Here is a 20492-nt window from a genome sequence, read left to right on the forward strand (position 1 = left end):
CGGTCGGGGAGAGGAGAGGGCGGTCCATGCGGATGCGCGCGATGTGGCCCGCGGCGACGCCGGCCTGTGCCGGTCCCGCGCGGGCCCGGGAGGGGCAGGTGCTGGAAGCCGGCACGCCGGGATCGGTCGCGGGCAGCTGCCTCGTGGTCCTCCAGCAGACCGCCACCTCGCGGGCGGACGACCTCGCCGGCCGCTACGTCGCCGCCGCGACGCGCGGGACCCGCTGTCGTGGGGGCTGGACCGGATCGACCAGGCGAGCCCGCCGCTCGGCTCGTGCTACAGCCACGCCACCACCGCGGCCACCGTCACTCGACGACGCCGTCCGCGGCGCGATCGCCAAGGGCGTCAACTCCGCTATCCCCGCCGCTAACGAGGGCACCGACGCCGGCAACGATTCCCCGGCGCGGGTCACCGAGGCGATCACCGTCGCGGCCAGCGATGATCTGGACCGGCTGGCCGCCTTCCCCCACTACGGCAGCGTCGTCGACCTGTACGCGCCGGGCGTGGACACTACCCCGCACGTCGCCGGCGCCGCCGCGACGCGCACGTCCGGCGCCGGGCACCCGGGCGCGAGCCCAGCACAGGTGTCCGACGCCCTGGTCAACGCGGCCATCCCGGGCAAGATCAGCAACGCAACCGCGGGTACGCCCAACCGTCTCCTGTTCGCCGCTGGCTAGGCTGCGGGCGGGGACGGCGAGCGAAAGGACGGCCGATGGGTGCCATCTACCTGATCCGGCACGGCCAGGCCTCCTTCGGGGCGGCCGACTACGACAAGCTGTCCGGCACCGGGGTCGAACAGGGTTCGGTGGTAGGGGCGGAGTTGCTGCGCCGCAAGATCCGGTTCACCGAGGGACGGACCGGGTCGATGGCCCGTCAGCGCGCCACCGCCGACCTCGTCCTGGACTGGCTCGGCGCGGACGCCGTGGCCAAGGAGGACCCGCGCTGGAACGAGTACGACCACGTCGACATCGTCGCCCGGCACGGCGGCGGGGTGCCGCAGCAGGCGGGCGATCCGCGGGGCTACCAGGAGGTGCTCGACGCGTCGCTGGCCGCGTGGGTCCGCGCCGGTGAGACCGGTCCGTGCGCGGAGACGTGGCCGGCGTTCGCCGAGCGGGTGCGCAGTGCGCTGGCCGACCTGGTCGCCGTGCTGCGCAAGGGCGAGAGCGCGGTGGTGTTCACCTCCGGCGGGGTCATCGGCACGCTCGCCGGGCACCTGCTCGGCAACCCGGAGATGGGGTTGCTGCAGCTCAACCGGGTGACGGTGAACGGCGGGATCACCAAGCTGGTGTCCGGGCGCGGCGGGGTCACGCTGGTGTCGTTCAACGAGCACGCGCACTTCGAAGGCCGCGCGGCCCGGCTGCTCACCTACCGCTGACCGCGGGGAAGACGTCCTCGATCAACGTCACCAGCGACCGGGACAGCAGGGTGTGGACCTGCTCGCGGTCGAGGTCGCCGCGCAGCAGCCACTCGCGGCCGGCGGCCTTGACCATGCCGCCGTAGGCGCGGACGAGGGCGTTGAACGTCTCGGCGTGGGCGGTGTCGACCTTGACGCCGAGGGCCTCCAGCACGCGTGCCGCCGAACGCCGTTCGGCTTCGACGAGGATCTGCTCGACCTCCGGATCGCTGCCGAGCCCCTCCGGCGCGGTCGCCACCAGCCACGTCCGGCCCTGTTTCGTGACGAGCGTCAGGAACCAGTCGACGGCGACCCGGACTTTCTCCTCGAGGGGCCCGTCGGTGATGACGTCGAGCGCGGCGCCGGGAATCGTGACCGTTCGGCGCAGCACGGCCAGGTAGAGCTGCCGCTTGGTGCCGAAGTAGTGGTTGATCAGCCCGCGGGCGACCCCCGCCGACGCGGCGATGTCTGATGTGGACACCTCCGCGTAGGGGCGCTCGCCGAACAGCCGGGCCGCGCAGGTGAAGATCTGTTCCCTGCGTTCGTCCGGTTCGAGTCTTCGCCACCGGGGCTCGGAGTCCGACGTCATGGGCGACATGCTGGCACGGGTCACCCTGCGGAGTTGTTCTTTTCCGACAAGTCGGCGACTACGTCATTCGATCGGAGGCACGTGTCGAGGGCGTCGTCGGCTGCGCGGGGTCGCCAGAGCATGCGCGACCCACCTCCGGCGCCCTCACGCCACCTACGAACAACCCGCCGCCGCTCCCGAGCAGCTCCACCTACCGGCGCCGTCGCCGCCGCGGCTTCGCCGTGCTCTCGCGCAGCAGGACCTCCCCGGCCAGCCTCCGGACGCGGCCCCGCGCACCACCGCCGCCGGCGCTCGTGTCCAGCGCCAGCTCCATCGCCTCCTCGCCGAGCCGTTCCAGCGGCAACGCCACCGTGGTCAACGGCGGAGTCAGGTCCCGGACCAGCGGCACGTCGTCGAAACCGGTGACCGACACGTCGTCGGGCACGGACACCCCCGCCGTGCGCAGCGCGGCCACCACGCCGACCGCCATCACATCCGACGCGGTCAGCACGCACGTGGCCTTGTGACCGGCGTCCAGCAGCTCCTCCGCCGCCCGAAACCCGCCGTCCCGGTCGAACGAGCCCTCGAAGACGTCCCGTTCGGACAGTTCGACCCCCAGTCCGGCCAGTCCGTCGCGGAACCCGGCGACCCGGTCGGCCACTGTGGTCAGTCGCGCCGGGCCCGCGACCACCGCGAACCTCCGGTGGCCCAGCCGGTGCATCGCCTCGGCCATCGCCCGCGCGCCCGCCCGGTTCTCCGGCGCCACCGTGTCCGCCTTGAGCGACCGGTGCCGCGTCACCACGGCCACCCGTCCACCACCCCGCCGGTACGGGTCCAGCTCCGCGGCCATCGCCCGCTCCCAGGCCCGGTCCTCGAACGCCGAACCGGTCAGCACGATCGCCGACGCCCGCTGAGCCCGCAGCGTCGACACGTACGCCAGCTCCCTGTCCGGATCCGCGAACGTGCCGGCGAGCATCACGAGCAGGCCGTTGCGGTCGGCCACCCGCATCACTCCGCGGGTGACGGCGGCGAAGTAGGGATCACTGATGTCGTGGCAGATCACGCCCACCGTCCTGCGCGAAGCCCCGGCAAGCGCTTGCGCGTGCGCGTTGGGCGTGTAGGCCAGCTCCGCGGCGGCGGCCAGCACCCGGTCCCGCAGGTCGTCGCGCACTCTCGTGGTGCCGTTGAGCGCGCGGGACGCCGTCGCGAGCGAGACCTCCGCGGTCCTCGCCACGTCCTCGAGCGTCACATGTGGCCGGTCGCTCATCGTCCCTCCCGCGGTCGGCGTTGGGCCGAATTCTAGGTTGAATTCCGGCTTTTGCCTGGTCAGGACCACCCGAGCGAGTGGCAGTCACCGAAAGTGTCGAAGGAAATACCGACGGCCTCCTCCGCGTTGGGCCCCTACGGAGACGTCTGTGCCCACGAAAGGAGCGCGCATGCTGTTCGGCGATGAACACGTCCGCCGGTACGAGGAGACCGATGGTGAAGTCGGTCACGACTGGGAGAAGGGCGCCCCGATCCTGATCCTCACCACCACCGGCCGCAAGACCGGGCAGGAGCGCAAGTTCGCCCTGATCTACCAGGAGCACGAGGGCGCGTACGTGATCGTCGCGTCCAAGGGCGGCGCGCCCCAGCACCCCGGCTGGTACCTCAACCTCCAGGCCCACCCCGAGGTCAAGGTGCAGGTCAAGGCCGACAAGTTCACCGCCAAGGCCCGCACCGCCACCGACGCCGAGCGCGAGGTGCTGTGGCCGAAGATGGTGCGGGTGTGGCCGGACTACGACGAGTACCAGAAGAAGACCGACCGGAAGATCCCCGTCGTGATCCTCGAGAGGTCCTGATCACGGCCGGTCGCGGGGCCGGAGCACCCACGACCGGCCCCTCCGGGAGGGCATAGGGTGGCGGTATGAGTGCGCATTTCGACGTTGTGGTGCTGGGTGCCGGGCCCGGCGGGTATGTCGCGGCGATCCGGGCGTCACAGCTCGGCCTGAAGACGGCGATCGTCGAGGAGAAGTACTGGGGCGGCGTGTGCCTGAACGTCGGGTGCATCCCGTCGAAGGCGCTGCTGCGCAACGCGGAGCTCGCCCACCTGGTCACCAAGGAGGCGAAGACCTTCGGGATCAGCTCGGACGGGCCCATCACCTTCGACTACGGCGCCGCGTTCGACCGCAGCCGCACGGTCGCCGAGGGCCGCGTCAAGGGCGTGCACTTCCTGATGAAGAAGAACAACATCCAGGAGTTCACCGGGCGCGGCAAGTTCACCGACGCGCACACCATCGAGGTCACCGGTGAGAACGGCAGCGAGACCGTCACCTTCGACCACTGCATCATCGCCGCCGGCGCCACCACCAAGCTGCTGCCGGGTACGCAGCTGTCCGAGCGCGTGGTGACCTACGAGGAGCAGATCCTCACCCGCGACCTGCCCGGCAGCATCATCATCGCCGGCGCGGGCGCGATCGGCGTCGAGTTCGCCTACGTGATGCACAACTACGGCGTCGACGTGACGATCGTCGAGTTCCTGGACCGGATGGTGCCGCTCGAGGACGCCGACGTGTCCAAGGAACTGGCCAAGCGCTACAAGAAGCTCGGCATCAAGGTCCTGACCGGCACCAAGGTCGAGAGCATCGACGACAGCGGCGACAAGGTCAAGGTCACCGTCTCCAGCGGCGGCAACCAGCAGACCCTGGAGGCCGACAAGGTCCTGCAGGCGATCGGCTTCCAGCCGCGCGTCGAGGGCTACGGCCTGGAGAACACCGGCGTCGAGCTGACCGAGCGCCGCGCCATCGCGATCGACGGCCGGTGCCGCACCAGCGTGCCGCACATCTACGCGATCGGCGACGTCACCGCGAAGCTCATGCTGGCCCACGCGGCCGAGTCGATGGGCATCGTGGCGGCCGAGACGATCGGCGGCGCGGAGACCATGGAGCTGGACTACACCATGATCCCGCGCGCGACGTACTGCCAGCCGCAGGTCGCCAGCTTCGGCCTGACCGAGGCGCAGGCGCGCGAGCAGGGCTACGACGTGCAGGTCGCCAAGTTCCCGTTCACCGCCAACGGCAAGGCCCACGGCCTGGCCGACTCGGGCGGTTTCGTGAAGATCCTGTCCGACGCGAAGTACGGCGAGCTGCTGGGCGCGCACCTGATCGGGCCGGACGTGACCGAGCTGCTGCCGGAGCTGACGCTGGCGCAGCAGTGGGACCTGACGGTGCACGAGGTGGCACGGAACGTGCACGCGCACCCCACGCTCGGCGAGGCGGTCAAGGAGGCCATCCACGGTCTCGCGGGCCACATGATCAACTTCTGATCGTCGACGAACTCCCCGCGTCTGCGGACGCGGGGAGTTCTCTTTTCGCGGCTCAATTGGAGCTCCCGGATACGCAGGCGGGTCCGGGTCCGCGTGCGCGCGGCGGGCGTGCAGCCGTTCGACGCGGTGGTGCGGGCGGGCTGGGAGCCGCCGTACGCGACGGGGCTGGCCTGGCCGCGCATCCCGGGTAACGAGTTCGCCGGCGGGAGGACCAGGTCACCGCGAAGCCGGCTGGCATGCCGAGGACCGTCGCGGGCGCGTTCACCGCCGGGACCCAGACGGCGTACCTCGCGCTGCGGCAGCTGGGCGTTTCGGCCGGTGACACGGTGCTCATCCACGCCGCGGCGGGTTCGGTGGGCACGGCCGCGGTGCAGCTCGCGCGGCGGTGGGGCGCGACTGTCATCGGCACGGCGAGCGAGGCGAACCAGTCGTACGTGCGTTCCCTCGGCGCCGCGCCGGTCGTCTCCGGCGAGGGCTTGGCGGAGCGTGTGCGAGCGCTTTCACCCGGTGGTGTGCACGCGGCCCTGGACGGTGCGGGCGGGGAGGCGCTGGACGTTTCACTCGCCCTGGTGAAGGAGCGCGGTCGCGTGCTCACCCTGGTGGACCACGACCGGGCCGAGGCGCTGGGTGTCCAGCTGGTGCGGGGGCAGCGCTCACAGCTGGACGAGGCCGCGCAGGCGCACCGGGACGTCGAGACCGGGCACGGGCGTGGCAAGGTCGTGTTGACTGTGTAGGTGCGTGCCGATCACGCGGTCGCGGGCAGGAGGTGGTGGTGATGGGTGGGGTCGCCGTCGTGACGGGCGCCGGTTCCGGCATCGGGCGGCAGGTGGCCCGCGCGCTGCTGGGCGACGGCTACCGCGTGGCCCTGGTCGGCCGCAGAGCCGCGGCACTCGAAGAGACCGCCGACGGCGTTGCGGACGCGATGGTCCACCCGGCCGATGTCACCGATCCCGCCCAGGTCAGGGCCGTGTTCGAGGCCGTCGCGTCCCGCTGGGGCCGGGTCGACGTGCTGTTCAACAACGCCGGCACCTTCGGCCCGGCGGGCGATCCGGACGAGATCGACGTCGAGGCCTGGCACCAGACGGTGGCGGTCAACCTGACCGGTGCGTTCCTGTGCGCGCGAGAGGCGTTCCGCCAGATGAAGCGCCAGGACCCGCGTGGCGGCCGGATCATCAACAACGGCTCGATCTCCGCGCACGCGCCGCGCCCCGGGAGCGTCGCGTACACGGCGACCAAGCACGCCATCACAGGTCTGACGAAGTCGTTGTCGCTGGACGGGCGCCCCCACGACATCGCGTGTGGCCAAATCGACATCGGCAACGCGGCGACGGAGATGACGGCGGGCATCGCGCGGGGCGCCCGCCAGGCCGACGGCCGTGAGCTGCCGGAACCGACGTTCGACGCGAGACACGTCGCGGAGGCCGTGCGGTACATGGCGGGCCTCCCACTGTCCGCGAACGTGCAGTTCATGACGGTGACAGCCACCAAGATGCCGTTCATCGGCAGAGGCTGAAACGTTCCCCCGTCGTCTGGCGATAGGGGAAGTGACGTTGACTAAACTGCAGGTCAGGACGGCCTGCGGGGTCGTCGGCGCCAGGCCCTCGTAGCTCAGCCGGATAGAGCAAGAGCCTTCTAATCTCTAGGTCGCAGGTTCGAGTCCTGCCGGGGGCACTTCTTGGCTGGTCAGGACCCCGATATCCGATCAAGGCCCTGACCGGCCCGTGCTCAACCCTCTTTTCGGCGACTGGATCGCCGGTCGGGTTTTCAGAGCCGGCCCTGCCTGCTCACCCACGACCGCGTTCCACGTAGGCACCACCGGAAGCTGCTCACCATGCGCTCGTCGAGCGTCGGCCGGTGTCCGAGGTGCCCTGGGCGTCCTCGCCACTGACGGCGCGTACGAGACGTGACCGACGTTGGGCCTAACCGACTGGCCGGCGGTCGCCCACGCCGATCCCAGCGAGCTTGCCGTCATCCTCGACTGCTGCCAGCAGTGGGAACGGGACGAGGACCCCGACGCGCGCCAGTTCCCCAGCCAAGCGGCATGACGACAAGGCGATCGCAGCCGTAGGGCTCCACGCCTGGTTTCCTTACTTGTTCAAGGCGGGGCCGCTGATCCGGCCCTCATCCTGTCGAAGCGCCAAACGCGGGCGTGCGGCTGGCGGTTCCACGGAGGCCGGGCGGCCCTGCAGCTGCCGCGACAGCAAGAGAAAGATGCCCTCGCCGGGCAGGCAGGCTCCGGGATGACCGGGGATTGCAGGCCCGGTTGCGCTGGCAGGGTGGGCGCTTGGTGGTCATCCCGTCGCCTGATCTGATGGCTATCACGCCGCGCTGGGACCGCAAGGTTGGCAAGTTCGGCGGCGGTTGAGTACGGAGGTTGCGGCCCCAACACGGCGTGATCGAGACGCCATCAGGCGACGGGATGACCACCAAGCAGCAGCGGGTGCAAAGGCAAGGGCGGTGGCGCGTCCCCTGCAGACACACCACCGCCCAATGCACACTGCTGCGCTACGCCAGCCGGATGAGCCGCCAGGTGACCGCCCGATTGTTGTACGGCGGGATGACGTTGCCCTTTGCGATAGGCGCGCTGGTGCTCGGCGTACCTACCACCTCCCAGACTCCGCTCACGGGGCAACGCTCCCCAGTCCGAGCGGTGGTTCCGATCTGTGTCGTCATTTAAGGGGGCTCCCTTGTTCGCGAGTGCCGTGAACCTGCGCCACAGCCCCTCCACTTTCGAGAATTACAGCCATGGAAGATCGACTACAGAGCGTCTCGACAACCGGTCAAACCGGGACGTTGAACGGCGCACGCACTCCACAGAGTGACCAGCGACGGTGCATTCGATCTACCCTTGGTCGAACATCTGATCGGACGAACGGTCGGCGGCCAGTGCGCCGGGTGGTTCGCCGATCCATGCCACATTTGCGCCACATGCACCAGGCAGGGACGGCAAACGACAGTGATCAACAAGCACCCGAGTCGCAGGCCGGGCAACTCGTCGTGGTGGTCCTTATATCGAAGCGACTTCCCTGTGAATGCCGTCGAAGCCGAAAGCGTGCACGACCCCGCCGTAGCATCAGCGGGTGCTGAAGCTCGTCGCAAGTGATCCGCGGCTGGTCCTGGATGAGAACCAGGTGCGGCGACTGCGGTACTGGATCCTGGAGATCCTCCCGTCCAGCGACTACTTGATCGAGCCAGGGCCGGGCGCCGTCATCACGGCATACGACCGGACGCCCGATGAGTTGGCCCCAGCGCTGCGGGCCAAATTCGAGGAGATTGCGGGGTGCCACTGGCTCGACGCGCCTTGAGGTGCGGCCACGCCCACGCTTTACCCCACCAATTGATGAGAAACCACCTCAGCTGCTGGGCAACTTGGTGCATTTGCGCTCGTGAATCATGCAGGTCACGGTGAACGTCATCGAGGTATGAGTGGCATCGGCAGACCTTCAGCGCAAACCTCCAGGTCGCAGGTTCGAGTCCCGCCGGGGCCCACAACAGAGGGGTACCGCAGCCCGACTCGCCAGGTGTCTCGTCCTTCGCGTTCCGTAGCCCACGGCCGGGGCGAGTCGTGGGCGAGGATGCAGCCGTGGCGTGGCCACGCGGTGCCCGGGTTCGGGGATGACCGCGGCGCACACCAGCAGCATCAACCGATCCCGCGAATCGCGGCGGGGGTACCGGGGTGGACAGGCTCGTGGCGCGGGGTCGGGCCGCCGCCGGTGGGCTCACTTCTTCACGGGGTACGCGACGGGTGTGCCGTCGTCGTCGGCGGTGATGCCTGCGTACTTGCTGACCTGGACCGGCGCGGCGCCGGCTTCCGTGGACCTGTCCTTGCCCGTCTTGGCGTCCAGCACGATCGGCGTGCCGCCCTGCGTCGTGCCGTACACGGCACCGTGCCAGGCGACGGTCACGCTCGCGGGCGCGACGCGGTTCGCGGCCTCGTCGGGCAGGCTCCACAGCTTCTGGGCGCTCTTCGCGTCGTACCCGGTGAGCACGCCGTCCTGCTGGCACAGCAGCACGGACTGCTGGTCGTAGAGGCACTCGCCGTACGCGCTCGACCCGAAGCCGCCCTCACCGGCGATCTTGGCCTTCTCCGCACCCGTCGCCGGGTCGAGGAACAGCAGGAACGGGTGGCCCGTGCCGTAGTCGGTGCGGTTGACCACCACCAGCGCCGGGTCGGCGGGGATCATGGTGAGCTGGCTGGACTGGAGTGCGCCGACCCACTTCTGCTGCCCGCTCGCCACGTCGAGCGCCGTGGCCTGCGTCATCGAGGAGTTCTCGGGCACGTCGTAGTCGGTGCCGACGACGATGTCACCGTGCACGCTGCCGGCGTCGTAGTCCTTGCGTTCCCACAGGGTCGCACCGGTGGCGGGGTCGAGCCCGACCGTGACGTGCTCCTCGTCCTGGTGGCTGAAGTTCGCGATGACCGCCTTGTCGGTGACCGCCACGACCTGGGTCACCGCGTTCTGCGCGTCGGCGTACGGGCTGTCGGACACCTGGATGTCCACCTGCCACTTCTTGGTGCCCTTGGCCGCGTCCGCGGCGACGACCGACAACGCGACGGACGCCGGCGTGGTGCCCTTCTCCGGCAGCACGACCGGCACCGCGGCGACGGCGAGCTCGTCGGTGACGGCCGGCGGGCGCGGACCGGTGGGGTTGACGAACGGCCCGCTCTGCCCGTTCGGGTCGCCGGGCTCGCCCTCGATCGGCACGGTCCAGTTCTGCCGCCCGGTGAGCACGTCCACCGCGCTCATCTCCGTGGGCGTGATGATGTAGGCCGTCCGATCACGGAGGGTGACGAATCGGGACACCACCGAGCCGGCGACGTTGGTGCGCAGCGCGGTGGCGGGCAGGGCGACGGCGCCGTTGACGTCGAACGCCATGGGCGGGTCCGCGGTCTTGGCCTCGGGCGCGGCGGACGTCGACGAGGGCGCGCCCGGTACCGAGGTCGGCCGCGACGCCGGGTCGTCGCCCGGCCCACCGCAACCACCGGCCGTGACCACCACACCGAGGCACGCCACAGCCGCCAGAGTTCGCCGCACGTGTGTCCACCTTCCCCCAAGACGAGTCGCCGGTGAACCTTAGCGAACAGCGCGGCGAGGTGGGGCCGGTTTCACACAAACGCGGCAATCCCGAAGGGGCTGGGGTCTACCGTGGTGAGCGGCAAGGGAGCCTGGGGAAAGGAACTCGCCATGTCCGTGCGCGAACTCGTCGTCAGCCGCCGGGACGGGGGTACCGGCGGGGAGGACTGGACCGAGAACTTCGAGGACCTCCCCGGTGGTGCGGGGATTTCGATCATCCTCGAGTCCACCTCGCGCGCCGGGGTGGGGCCGCGGCTGCACAAGCACCCCTACGCGGAGACGTTCGTCATCAAACGGGGCAGCGCGACCTTCACCATCGGCACGGAGGAGATCGTCGGCGAGGCCGGTCAGGTGCTCGTCGTTCCCGCGGAGACGCCGCACAAGTTCGCCACGGGGCCCGATGGGTACGAGGCGGTGCACATCCACGCCGCTCCGCGGTTCGTCACCGACTGGCTCGAGTGACGGGCGCGCCTGTGGTCCCGGTCACCCCACCCCCCACTTTCCTCTAGGTACCTACTACCCCGGCGTCAGTAGCGTGCTCGTGTCTTCACAACGCCGAACACGAGGAGCACGAACATGATCGTGGTAACCGGGGCGACCGGGAACGTCGGGCGGGCGCTGGTACGCGCCCTCGCAGGGGAGCGGGTGACCGCGGTGTCGCGCAGGGCCGCGGAGGTGCCCGCGGGCGTCCGGCACGTGCGGGCGGACCTGGCCGATCCGGCGAGTCTGGAGCCGGCCCTCGACGGGGCCGGCGCGCTGTTCCTGCTCACATCGGGCGAGTTCCTGGGCACTGGCGGAGACCTCGGTGCGGTCGTCGCGCTGGCGCGCACAGCCGGGGTGCGGCGGCTCGTTCTGCTGTCCTCGCTCGGGGTCGCGACCGGGCGGCACCCGGACGCGCTCGAGGCGTCCGTCGAACACTCGGGTCTCGAGTGGACGGTGCTGCGGGCGGGCGGCTTCCACACCAACACGTTCGCGTGGGCGGACGTGGTTCGCGCGCAGCGGATGGTGGCGGCGCCGTTCGCGGACGTCGCGCTGCCGGCGGTCGACCCCGCGGACATCGCGGAGGTCGCCGCCACCGTGCTGCGCGAGGACGGCCACCACGGCCGGACCTACGTGCTGACCGGACCGGAACCCGTCTCGCCGCGGCAGCAGGCCGCCGCGATCGCGGAAGCGCTGGGTGAGCCGGTCCGGTTCGCGGAGCTCAGCCGGGACGAGGCCAGGGAGCGGATGCTGCGGTTCATGCCCGAGCCGGTGGTGGAGTCCACGCTGGACATCCTCGGCGCGCCGAAGCCGGTCGAGCAGCGGGTGAGCGGGGACGTGGAGCGGATCCTGGGACGGCCGGCGCGCCGCTTCGCCGAGTGGGCCGCGGACAACGCCGCGGTGTTCAAGTGAACCGCAGCCGGCACGACTGAGAGAGGTCCCGCCCCCACGGCCGGGGGCGGGACCTGGCAAGCGAACTCAGAACGGCAGCCGCAGCACCAGACCGTCCCGCACGGGCTCGTTCGCCACCCGCACGGCGTCCAGTTCGGACGGTGACAGCGCCCGGCGGTAGAGCCGGACGTCGTCCAGCGACCCGTCGAGGCCGAAGGCGCCGTCGAGGCGGCGGCCCAGCCAGAACTGGAACGACACGGTCTGCGTCACCGAACCCGCCGCGGCCGGGCCGGACGCCACCTGCGTCCCGTCGACCCACAGCAGCAGCTGCCCGCCGGTGCGCTGCAACGCCACGTGGTGCCACTGCTGGTCCGCGTAGGCGCCCACCGACGTCACCTGCTTCGTGCCGGCCGTGGTGGTCATCGACGCGATCAGCCGGTTCGCCGCGGGCTCACCGCGCAACCAGATCTGCGGCGCGGTCGAGCCCATGCCGCCCATCCAGAAGAACACCTGGTTGCCCGTCGAGGCGCCGTAGTTCACCCAGCCCGTCCAGGTGAAGTCCTCCGAACCGACCAGCTGCGAGCTGTCGTAGGGCACCCGGACGAAGTCGTCCACACCGTCCAGCTCGAGCGCGTCACCGTAGCGGCCCGGTACCGGAACCGGCCCGCCCACCAGGTAGGCGTCCGACCGCTGACCCGACACGTCCCGCGTCGTCGGGCCCGCCGGGTTGTGCCAGCCGAGCACGTTCTCGTCGAAGCGCGCGAACCGGATCTCGTCACGCGCGTCGACCGGTCCGCCCTCGTACATCAGGCCGATCTCGGTCGTCCGGTCGAACCGGCCGCTGATCTGCACCATGTCGGAGTAGCCCGACCAGTCGTCGGTCACCCGCGTGCCCTGCTCGGCGTTCTCCCAGCTGCGGCCGCTGTCGTAGGACGAGCGGATCATCATCCAGCGCCGCCGGTCGGTGTCCGACGGCGAGGAGAACAGGACGCGGTCCGGCCCGGGGCGGTCCAGGCGCAGCAGCGAACCCTGCACCATCGGCGTCACCAGGTCGGGGATCGTGGTGAAGTCCGCGCTGAACGTCTCCCCGCCGTCCCGGCTGATCGCGTAGTCGCGGTTGCCGATGTCGGTGCCGCTCTGCTCCCGGCCCCCGGCGTAGATCGAGCCGTCGGCGAGTTCGACCACGCTGATCTCGGACGGCTTCTGCGAGAACGGTCCCTTGGCGGTGAACGGGTAGCTGTCGACGGCGCCGATGTGCCAGCTCTGGCCGTGGTCGTCGCTGTAGACGAGGGCGCCGTGGTTCACCACCGAGTCGGTGCCCTGCGCGGTCTCCGCGTTCACGCCGAACACCAGGCGCCCGCGGTGCGGGCCCTGGGTGAGCTGGATCCCGTGCACCGGACCGGAGGCGTACCAGGCGTCCCACTCGGGCCGGCTGGCCTGCGCGCTGATGTCGACGGGAGTCGACCAGGTGAGGCCGTCGTCGTCGCTGTACTGCACGTGCGGGGTCCGCGGGCACGGTACGGCGCAGCCCTTGCCGTCGGTGCGGCCGGGGTTGTAGGTGGTGATCAGGACGATCCGTCCGGTCGTCGAGTCGACGATCGGCACCGGGTTGCCGTGGGTGTCGCCGTCGCCGGAGTTGATCACCTGCAGCGGCGACCAGGTCTTGCCGCCGTCGGTGGACCGCTTGAGCACCAGGTCGATGTCACCCGCGTCGCCGCAGTCGTTGACCCGGCCCTCCGCGAAGGCGAGCAGGGTGTTGTGCGTGCTCTTGACGATGGCCGGGATGCGGAAACAGGAGTACCCCTGCTCCTGCTTGGGGTTGAACAGCGCCTGCTGGTCGAACCCGGGTTTGGCGGTGTCGGCGGTGGCGGTGCCCCCGAGCAGTCCGGCGAGCAGCACCGCTACCAGGAGCGGGACCGTGCGCCACGCTGCGGACGATCTCATGTGCCTTCCCTTCGATGGGTGGGGATCAGCGGATTCGCACCACGGCCACGCCGCGGGGCGCCAGGGTGTGCCGGGCCGAGGTCCGGCCGGTGAGCAGGTCGGGCGCCGGGGACGGCAGGTCGACGGCGACCTCGCCGCTGTCGTGGTTGAGCAGGAACAGGAACTCGCGGTCCGGACCCTCCCGGCGCACCGCCTGGACCCCGGCAGGCAGGCCCTCGAGAACGGGCGCGACACCCGCCCCGGCCGCGATCCGGTCCACCAGCCGGCGCATCTCGCCCGGTTCCGGCCGGGTGCCCAGGTACCAGGCCACGCCGTCGCCGTACTCGTGACGCGTGATCGCCGGCGCGCCGGCCAGGTCACCGGAGGCGAACGACGCGACGACCTCCGCGCCCTGGAGCGACATCGCCTCCGACCACAGCGTGCCCGCCGAACCGGAGCTCAACGCCACCGAGGTCCCCGGTGCCAGCGGCCAGAACTCCTCCACGCGCACCCCGAGCGCCTCCCGCAGCGGGGCCACCGGGTAACCGCCCAGGTGGGCGCGGTCGGCCGAGTCGACGATGCCGGAGAAGAACGACACCACCAAGTGCCCGCCCGACTCCACGTAGCGGCGCAGCCCGTCGGCCACCTCCTCGTCGAGCAGGTACAGGTTGGGCACCACGACCAGCTTGTACGCCGAGAGGTCACCGGTCGGTGGCAGCACGTCGCAGCTCACCCCGGCGTCGAAGAACGGGGCGTAGTGCGCGAGGTGCGAGTCCAGCTGCGTGACGTCCTGCGACGGGTGCGCGTCCAGTTCCAGTGCCCACCAGCTGTTCCAGTCGTGCAGGAAGGCCACTTCGGACCGCACGCGGGTACCGGCCACATCGGACAGTGCGGCCAGGTCCTGGCCGAGCGAGCACACCTCGGCGAAGATCCGGGTGTCCGCGCCGGCGTGCGGCACCATCGCCGAGTGGAACTTCTCCGCGCCGCCCCGGCTCTGCCGCCACTGGAAGAACAACGCGGCGTCGGCGCCCCGCGCGACGGCCTGCAGCACACCCTGCCGCATGACGCCGGGCGCCTTGGCCCCGTTGTGGGTCCGCCAGTTCACCGCGCTCGGCGCGTGCTCCAGCAGCAGCCACGGCTTGCCGTCCTTGAGCGAGCGCACGACGTCGTAGCCGAACGCCGCCTCGACATGCCCGCGCGGGTCGTAGGGCTCCGGGTACGAGTCGAGCGAGACGACGTCCTCGTGCGCGGCCCACGAATGCCAGTCCAGCGCCTTCTGCACCAGGCCGACGAAGTTCGTGGTGAGCGGGACGCCGGGCGTCACCCGGCGCAGGATGTCCGCCTCGGTCCGGTAGCAGGCCAGGATCGCGTCCGAGGAGAACCGCTGGAAGTCCAGCTGCTGGGCCGGGTTCCGGAACGACGGCGCGACCCGCGGTGGCTGGATCTCCGCCCACTCCGAGTAGCCCTGCGACCAGAAGGTGGTCGACCACGCCGCGTTCAGCGCGTCCAGCGTGCCGTACCGGGCGCGCAGCCAGGTGCGGAAGTCAGCGGCGGAGGTGTCGCAGTAACACTGCCGGATGTGGCAGCCGTACTCGTTGCCGACGTGCCAGATCGTCAGCGCCGGGTGGTCGCCGTACCGCGCCGCGACCTGCTCGACCAGCCGGGCCGCGTGGTCCCGGTACACCGGGCTGGACGGGCAGTACTGCTGGCGCGAACCCGCCGACAGGCGCGTCCCGTCCTCGCGGACCGGCAGCACCTCCGGGTGGCGGTGGGAAAGCCACGGTGGCGGCGAGGCGGTCATCGTCGACAGGGACACGCCGATGCCGTGCGCGGCCAGCTTGTCCATCACCGCGTCGACCCAGCCGAAGTCGAACTCGCCCGGCCGCGGCTCTACCTTCGCCCAGGAGAAGATGCCGAGGCTGACCAGGTTGACCCCGGCCTCGGTCATCAGTTTGACGTCTTCGTCCCAGACGTCCTCGGTCCAGTGTTCGGGGTTGTAGTCGGCGCCGTAGCGGATCACAGCAGTCCCGCCTCCGTCAGGGTGCCCTTGATGCTCAGCAGTTCTTCGTCGTTGAGGGGCAGCTGCGGCGGCGCCATCACCGAGTTGTCGATGAAGCCGCGCATCTTCATGGCCGCCTTGAACGCGCCCAGCCCGGCCGACCCGCGGCCCATCCGCTCCGGCGGCGCCGCGCTGGTGATCGCGAACAGCCGCAGCAGCCGCTCCTGCTCCCGGCGGGCGCCGTCGAGATCTCCCGCGCGCACCCGGTCGAAGATCGACACGTACCCGGCCGGGTCCACGTTGGCCAGCCCGGGGACCGCGCCGTCGGCGCCCATCCGCAACGCGAGGTCGACGACCAGCTCCGAGCCGGTGAACACCGCGAGGTCGGTCAGCCCGCGGTCGCGCCGGCCCAGCAGCAGGGCGCTGAACCCGGCCTCGTCGCCGCTGGAGTCCTTGACACCCGACAGGACGCCGTCCCCGGCCAGGCGCAGGATCATCGCCCGGTCCAGCTTCGTGTGCACCGCCATCGGGATGTCGTAGGCGAAGATCGGCAGCTCGGTCCGCGACCGCAGCAGCCGGAAGTGCTGCTCGATCTCCGCGGTGTGCGTCCGCGTGTAGTAGGGCGCGGTGACGACCAGCGCGTCCGCGCCGGCCTCCTCGGCGACGCGGATGTGCTCGGCCACGCGCAGGGTGGTCATGTCGATGCACCCGGCGAGCACCGGGACGCGGCCGGCGACGTGCGCCACCGTCGTCTCGATGACCACGCGCCGCTGCCGGTCGGGCAGGAACGCCACCTCGCTCGACGAGCCGAGCACGAACACCCCGTGGATGCCGGCCGCCAGCTGGACGTCCAGGTGCCGGCGCAGCGAGTCGACGTCGATCGTGAAGTCGTCCCGGAACGGTGTGCACAGCGGGGGGATGATGCCGGTGAATCGTGTCATCGCACACTCACTTCGATGGTGTCGGGGACCTCGGGATGGATGCAGTGGTAGAGGTGACCGTCGCCGGCCGTCGACGCGGGCGGCACCGCCAGCGCGCACTCGTCCGTCGCTTTCGGACAGCGGGTGCGGAACGCGCAGCCGGTCGGCGGGCTGACCGCCGAGGGCACCGGGCCGGTCAGCACGATCGGGTCGTTCGGGTTCAGCAGGCTCGGCGTGGCCGAGAAGAGCGCGCGGGTGTAGGGATGCCGGGCGGCGCCGGGGATCGCGGCCGCCGGGGCGTCCTCCACGATGCGCCCCAGGTACATCGTGACGATGCGGTCGCTCATCTTCCGCACGGTCTGGATGTCGTGCGACACGAAGATCATCGCCAGGCCCAGCCGCTCCCGCAGGTCGAGCAGCAGGTTGAGGATCTGCGCCCGCACCGACACGTCCAGCGCCGACGTCGGCTCGTCCGCGACCAGCAACGCGGGCTCCAGCGCGAGGGCGCGGGCGATCGCCACGCGCTGCCGCTGGCCGCCGGAGAGCTGGCCCGGCACCGCGTCCGCCACACTGGACGGCAGGCCGACCAGGCCCATCAGCTCGCGCACCCGGTCCGCGTGCTCGGCCGGGGTGCCGACGCGGTGCACGTCGAGCGGGTCGCGCACGATCCGGGCGATCGACATCCGGCGGTTGAGCGCCGTCGACGGGTCCTGGAAGACCATCCCGATGTCGCGACCGAACTCCCGGCGGCCGGTCCCGCTGTCCCACAACGACTTCCCGCGGTGCCGCACGGTGCCGCTGGTGGGCTTCTGCAGGCCCACCACGACCTTCGCCAGCGTCGTCTTGCCGCACCCGGACTCGCCGACCACCCCGATCGTCTCGCCGGGGTGGACGGTCAGCGTCGCGTCGGTCAGCGCGTGCACCGAGTCGTGCCCGAACAGCCCGGACGAGCGGATCTTGTGCACGACGTGCACCTGGTCGAGTTCCAGCAGCGGGGCGGTCACGCCGGGGCTCCCTTCGCCAGGACCTCCGGCCGCTCGGCCGGTTCCGCGGGGTGGTGGCACGCGACGAGGTGGTCCATCGCCTCGCCGTCGACGACCGGCGGTTCGGTCCGGCAGTGCGCCCGCGCGGCGGGGCAGCGGTCGGCGAACCGGCAGCCGGGCGCGAAGTCGGCCGGGGCCGGGACCACACCCTTGATCTGGGTGAGCCGGGCGTCGTTCTCCTCCAGCGACAGCACCGCGCTGAGCAGACCCCGGGTGTAGTGGTGCCGGGGCGCGCCGACGACCTGCGCGGTCGTGCCGGCCTCGGCCACCTGCCCGCCGTACATGACGACCACGCGGTCGGCGACGTCGGACACCAGCGCGAGGTCGTGCGACACCAGGACGAGGGCGAAGCCGAGCTCCTCCTGCAAGCGCAGCAACAGCGAGATGACCTGCGCCTGCACGGTCACGTCGAGCGCGGTGGTCGGCTCGTCGGCGATGATCAGCTTCGGGCTGCGGGACAGCGCCATCGCGATCAGCACGCGCTGCCGCTGCCCGCCGGACAGCTCGTGCGGGTAGGCCCGCAGCGTTCGGTCCGGGTCGAGGTTGACCAGCTCCACCAGCTCGCGCGGGGTCCGGGTGCCGCCGCGCCTGGTGAACTGCTTGAGCTGCGCGCTGATCGTCATCGCCGGGTTCAGCGAGCTGAGCGCGTCCTGGTAGATCATCGCGATGTCGCGGCCGAGGTGGCGGCGCCGCTCGGACGGCTTCATGCTCAGCAGGTCCGTGCCGTCGAACACCAGCCGCCCGGACAGCCGGGCCGTGCGCGGTTGCAGCCCCACGACCGACAGCGCGGTGAGCGACTTGCCGCAGCCCGACTCGCCGATCAGGCCGAGCACCTCGCCCGGCTGCACGGTGAACGACACGTCGTCGACCACGTTCACGCCGTTGTGCCGCTCCGGGAAGGAGATCGTCAGACCCTCCACCGACAACAACGGCTCGGTGCCGGCGAGGGGCCGTGAGCGGCGCATCAGCCGCTCGCCCACTTCGCGCAGGCCGCGGATCGGCAGCACCGGCGCGACGTTCTCGGCGGCCTCCTCGGCGACGACCGCCTTCGCCACCTCGGCGGCCTTGGCGGTACGGGCCGAGGGCGCCGCCCACGCGTCGGAGATCCCCTCCGACATCACGTTCAGCGCCAGCACGGTGATCAGGATCATCAGGCCCGGGAACAGCGTGGCCCACCAGCCACCGGTCAGCACCATGTCCTTGCCGTCGGACAGGATCGAACCCCACGACGGGTCGGGCGGCTGGATCCCGGCGCCGATGAACGACAGCGACGCCTCGAACACGATGGCGTCGGCCACCATCACCGTGCAGTAGACCAGGATCGGCGCGGCGCAGTTCACCGCGACGTGCTTGACCAGGATGAAGAACCGGCGGGCGCCGATGATGTGCTCGGCCGCCACGTAGTCCTCGCTGTACTGCGCGAGCACGTTGGCGCGCACCACCCGCGCGACCGGCGGCACGTTGACGAACGCGATCGCGAAGATCAGCACCGAGATGCCGCGGCCGAACACCGCGACCAGGACCGCCGCCAGCGCGATGCCGGGGAAGGCCATCAGCACGTCCAGCACGCGCATGATCACCGCGTCCACCGCGCGCCGGGACGTGGCGGCCACCGAGCCGATCAGCGCCCCGGCGACCAGTGCGACCGCGGCCGCGCCGAGGCCGATCGCCAGCGACCAGCGGGTGCCGTGCACGACCCGGGAGAAGATGTCCCGGCCGGAGGCGTCGGTGCCGAACCAGTGCACGGCGTTCGGGCCGGTGATCTCGGTGCCGATCGCGTACGGATCGCTGACCAGCAGCGGCCCGATGAGCGCCACCAGCGCCAGCAGGACCAGCAGCACCACCGCGACCCAGGACGCCGCGGAGAGCCGGCGGAACCGGATACCCGGCCGGGACAGCCGCTTCGTGAGCCCCGGCCGGTACAGCTGCCGCATCACGACCGGCTCCGCAGGCGCGGGTTGGCGATCAGGTACAGCACGTCGACGATCAGGTTGACCAGGACGAACCCCACCGCGATGGTGATCACGAAACCCTGGACCTTCGCGGTGTCGCCGTCCTTGACGGCCTGGATCATGTTCTGTCCCATCCCGGGCAGCGCGAACATCGTCTCGATCACGACGGCGCCGCCCAGCAGGTAGCCGACCCGCAGGCCGAGCACGGTGAGGGGGTTGATCAGCGCGTTGCGCAGCACGTTGCGGCCGACCACCACCACCGGTGGCAGCCCGCCGCCGCGCGCGGTGCGGACGTAGTCCTTGTCCAGCTCCTCGACCATCGACGTGCGGATGATCCGCGTCAGCTGCGCGGCCACCGGCAACGCCAGCGAGATCGCCGGCAGGGTCAGCGAGTTCAGCCAGCCGCCGAACGAGTCGGCCGGGCTGACGTAACCGCTGGTCGGGAACAGGCCCTCGCCGACCGCGAGCCACTGGACGAGCAGCACGGCGATCCAGAACGCGGGCGCGGCCACACCGGCCAGCGTGACGATCCGGATCAGCTGGTCCGGCCAGCGGTCGCGGAACAACGCCGAGGTCACGCCGAGCACCAGCCCGGCGACGACCGCGATCAGCAGGCCCAGCACGGTCAACTGCACCGTCAGCGGCAGCGCGGTGGCGATGGTCTGCCCCACCGGTTCACGGGTGATCACGCTCGTGCCGAAGTCCCCGTGCAGCAGGTGCCACACGAAGTGCACGTACTGCAGGGGCAGCGGGTCGAGCAGACCGTTGTCCCGGCGGAACTGCTCGAGCTGCTCCTGCGTGGGGTTGCTGTCGCCCAGCGCGGCCACCGCGGTGTCCACGGGGGAGAACTGCATGACGAGGAACACGAACAGGATGACGCCGAGCACCAGCGGGACGAGGGCGAGGATGCGGGCGATCAGCATCCGGGCGACGACGGCCATGGA

The 20492-nt window shown here is 71.0% G+C and carries 18 protein-coding genes and 1 tRNA gene; 10 read left to right on the forward strand and 9 right to left on the reverse strand.

The features are described from left to right. Positions 1–26: 26 nt before the first annotated feature. A complete protein-coding gene (locus FB470_RS35765; protein WP_370876495.1) occupies positions 27–677 on the forward strand; it encodes a S8/S53 family peptidase in 651 nt (216 codons plus the stop codon). 35 nt (positions 678–712) lie between these two features. After that, positions 713–1375: a histidine phosphatase family protein gene (locus FB470_RS18405; protein ID WP_306993157.1), complete on the forward strand. Its 663-nt coding sequence runs from the start codon at positions 713–715 to the stop codon at positions 1373–1375. Here FB470_RS18405 and FB470_RS18410 read toward each other — a convergent pair. Together FB470_RS18410 and FB470_RS18415 are read right to left on the reverse strand one after the other, a co-directional pair. Further along, positions 1362–1982, reverse strand: a complete 621-nt coding sequence (locus FB470_RS18410; protein WP_306993158.1) for a TetR/AcrR family transcriptional regulator — start codon at positions 1980–1982, stop codon at positions 1362–1364. The two genes, FB470_RS18405 and FB470_RS18410, sit on opposite strands and share 14 nt — an antisense overlap. 190 nt (positions 1983–2172) lie before the next feature. Continuing rightward, positions 2173–3228: a LacI family DNA-binding transcriptional regulator gene (locus FB470_RS18415; protein WP_306993159.1), complete on the reverse strand. Its 1056-nt coding sequence runs from the start codon at positions 3226–3228 to the stop codon at positions 2173–2175. A 169-nt stretch (positions 3229–3397) separates the two neighbouring features. Here FB470_RS18415 and FB470_RS18420 point away from each other — a divergent pair, with 169 nt between their 5' ends. The 6 genes from FB470_RS18420 to FB470_RS18445 all read left to right on the forward strand — a co-directional run bounded on the left by FB470_RS18420 (position 3398) and on the right by FB470_RS18445 (position 8570). Further along, positions 3398–3802, forward strand: a complete 405-nt coding sequence (locus tag FB470_RS18420; protein ID WP_306993160.1) for a nitroreductase family deazaflavin-dependent oxidoreductase — start codon at positions 3398–3400, stop codon at positions 3800–3802. A gap of 65 nt (positions 3803–3867) precedes the next feature. Beyond that, a complete protein-coding gene (gene lpdA / locus FB470_RS18425) occupies positions 3868–5265 on the forward strand; it encodes a dihydrolipoyl dehydrogenase (RefSeq protein ID WP_306993161.1) in 1398 nt (465 codons plus the stop codon). Between the two features lie 236 nt (positions 5266–5501). Continuing rightward, positions 5502–5999 carry a zinc-binding dehydrogenase gene (locus FB470_RS18430; RefSeq protein ID WP_306993162.1) on the forward strand — a complete coding sequence of 166 codons (498 nt, stop codon included), beginning with the start codon at positions 5502–5504 and terminating at the stop codon, positions 5997–5999. A 41-nt stretch (positions 6000–6040) separates the two neighbouring features. Beyond that, positions 6041–6778 carry an SDR family oxidoreductase gene (locus FB470_RS18435; protein WP_306993163.1) on the forward strand — a complete coding sequence of 246 codons (738 nt, stop codon included), beginning with the start codon at positions 6041–6043 and terminating at the stop codon, positions 6776–6778. A gap of 84 nt (positions 6779–6862) precedes the next feature. Continuing rightward, positions 6863–6936 (forward strand) — tRNA-Arg (locus FB470_RS18440). Positions 6937–8345: 1409 nt separating this feature from the next. Beyond that, positions 8346–8570 carry a hypothetical protein gene (locus FB470_RS18445; protein ID WP_306993164.1) on the forward strand — a complete coding sequence of 75 codons (225 nt, stop codon included), beginning with the start codon at positions 8346–8348 and terminating at the stop codon, positions 8568–8570. Between the two features lie 414 nt (positions 8571–8984). On the opposite strand, the gene FB470_RS18450 is transcribed toward FB470_RS18445, so the two are convergent. Next, positions 8985–10301, reverse strand: a complete 1317-nt coding sequence (locus FB470_RS18450) for an outer membrane protein assembly factor BamB family protein (protein WP_306993165.1) — start codon at positions 10299–10301, stop codon at positions 8985–8987. A gap of 150 nt (positions 10302–10451) precedes the next feature. Between FB470_RS18450 and FB470_RS18455 the strand changes: the two genes are divergently transcribed. Together FB470_RS18455 and FB470_RS18460 are read left to right on the forward strand one after the other, a co-directional pair. After that, positions 10452–10802: a cupin domain-containing protein gene (locus FB470_RS18455; protein WP_306993166.1), complete on the forward strand. Its 351-nt coding sequence runs from the start codon at positions 10452–10454 to the stop codon at positions 10800–10802. Positions 10803–10916: 114 nt separating this feature from the next. Beyond that, the gene (locus FB470_RS18460; RefSeq protein ID WP_306993167.1) at positions 10917–11732 is read left to right on the forward strand and encodes an NAD(P)H-binding protein; all 816 of its coding nucleotides are present in this window, start codon (positions 10917–10919) and stop codon (positions 11730–11732) included. Positions 11733–11798: 66 nt separating this feature from the next. Here FB470_RS18460 and FB470_RS18465 read toward each other — a convergent pair whose 3' ends face one another. The 6 genes from FB470_RS18465 to FB470_RS18490 are packed head-to-tail and all read right to left on the reverse strand — an operon-like array spanning position 11799 to position 20489. Then, the gene (locus FB470_RS18465; RefSeq protein ID WP_306993168.1) at positions 11799–13655 is read right to left on the reverse strand and encodes a sialidase family protein; all 1857 of its coding nucleotides are present in this window, start codon (positions 13653–13655) and stop codon (positions 11799–11801) included. A gap of 25 nt (positions 13656–13680) precedes the next feature. Further along, the gene (locus FB470_RS18470; protein ID WP_306993169.1) at positions 13681–15654 is read right to left on the reverse strand and encodes a beta-galactosidase; all 1974 of its coding nucleotides are present in this window, start codon (positions 15652–15654) and stop codon (positions 13681–13683) included. Beyond that, on the reverse strand, positions 15651–16574 hold the full coding sequence (locus tag FB470_RS18475) for a dihydrodipicolinate synthase family protein (RefSeq protein ID WP_306993170.1): 924 nt from the start codon (positions 16572–16574) through the stop codon (positions 15651–15653). Before FB470_RS18475 ends, FB470_RS18470 begins: the two co-directional genes overlap by 4 nt. Then, complete coding sequence (locus FB470_RS18480; protein ID WP_306993171.1) at positions 16571–17557, reverse strand: oligopeptide/dipeptide ABC transporter ATP-binding protein; 987 nt, start codon at positions 17555–17557, stop codon at positions 16571–16573. The genes FB470_RS18475 and FB470_RS18480 overlap by 4 nt, the downstream gene beginning before the upstream one ends. Then, the gene (locus FB470_RS18485; RefSeq protein WP_306999346.1) at positions 17554–19530 is read right to left on the reverse strand and encodes a dipeptide/oligopeptide/nickel ABC transporter permease/ATP-binding protein; all 1977 of its coding nucleotides are present in this window, start codon (positions 19528–19530) and stop codon (positions 17554–17556) included. Before FB470_RS18485 ends, FB470_RS18480 begins: the two co-directional genes overlap by 4 nt. After that, the gene (locus tag FB470_RS18490; protein ID WP_306993173.1) at positions 19530–20489 is read right to left on the reverse strand and encodes an ABC transporter permease; all 960 of its coding nucleotides are present in this window, start codon (positions 20487–20489) and stop codon (positions 19530–19532) included. The genes FB470_RS18485 and FB470_RS18490 overlap by 1 nt, the downstream gene beginning before the upstream one ends. Positions 20490–20492 lie beyond the last annotated feature (3 nt).

Source organism: Amycolatopsis thermophila (genome assembly GCF_030814215.1).
GTDB lineage: Bacteria > Actinomycetota > Actinomycetes > Mycobacteriales > Pseudonocardiaceae > Amycolatopsis_E > Amycolatopsis_E thermophila.

Excerpts from the sequence above, each read along its gene's own strand:
- FB470_RS35765 (WP_370876495.1), top strand. The coding sequence starts at position 27 with ATGCGGATGCGCGCGATGTGGCCCGCGGCGACGCCGGCCTGTGCCGGT.
- FB470_RS18405 (WP_306993157.1), top strand. The coding sequence starts at position 713 with ATGGGTGCCATCTACCTGATCCGGCACGGCCAGGCCTCCTTCGGGGCG.
- FB470_RS18410 (WP_306993158.1), bottom strand. The coding sequence starts at position 1,982 with ATGACGTCGGACTCCGAGCCCCGGTGGCGAAGACTCGAACCGGACGAA.
- FB470_RS18415 (WP_306993159.1), bottom strand. The coding sequence starts at position 3,228 with ATGAGCGACCGGCCACATGTGACGCTCGAGGACGTGGCGAGGACCGCG.
- FB470_RS18420 (WP_306993160.1), top strand. The coding sequence starts at position 3,398 with ATGCTGTTCGGCGATGAACACGTCCGCCGGTACGAGGAGACCGATGGT.
- lpdA (WP_306993161.1), top strand. The coding sequence starts at position 3,868 with ATGAGTGCGCATTTCGACGTTGTGGTGCTGGGTGCCGGGCCCGGCGGG.
- FB470_RS18430 (WP_306993162.1), top strand. The coding sequence starts at position 5,502 with ATGCCGAGGACCGTCGCGGGCGCGTTCACCGCCGGGACCCAGACGGCG.
- FB470_RS18435 (WP_306993163.1), top strand. The coding sequence starts at position 6,041 with ATGGGTGGGGTCGCCGTCGTGACGGGCGCCGGTTCCGGCATCGGGCGG.
- FB470_RS18455 (WP_306993166.1), top strand. The coding sequence starts at position 10,452 with ATGTCCGTGCGCGAACTCGTCGTCAGCCGCCGGGACGGGGGTACCGGC.
- FB470_RS18460 (WP_306993167.1), top strand. The coding sequence starts at position 10,917 with ATGATCGTGGTAACCGGGGCGACCGGGAACGTCGGGCGGGCGCTGGTA.
- FB470_RS18465 (WP_306993168.1), bottom strand. The coding sequence starts at position 13,655 with ATGAGATCGTCCGCAGCGTGGCGCACGGTCCCGCTCCTGGTAGCGGTG.
- FB470_RS18475 (WP_306993170.1), bottom strand. The coding sequence starts at position 16,574 with ATGACACGATTCACCGGCATCATCCCCCCGCTGTGCACACCGTTCCGG.
- FB470_RS18485 (WP_306999346.1), bottom strand. The coding sequence starts at position 19,530 with ATGCGGCAGCTGTACCGGCCGGGGCTCACGAAGCGGCTGTCCCGGCCG.
- FB470_RS18490 (WP_306993173.1), bottom strand. The coding sequence starts at position 20,489 with ATGGCCGTCGTCGCCCGGATGCTGATCGCCCGCATCCTCGCCCTCGTC.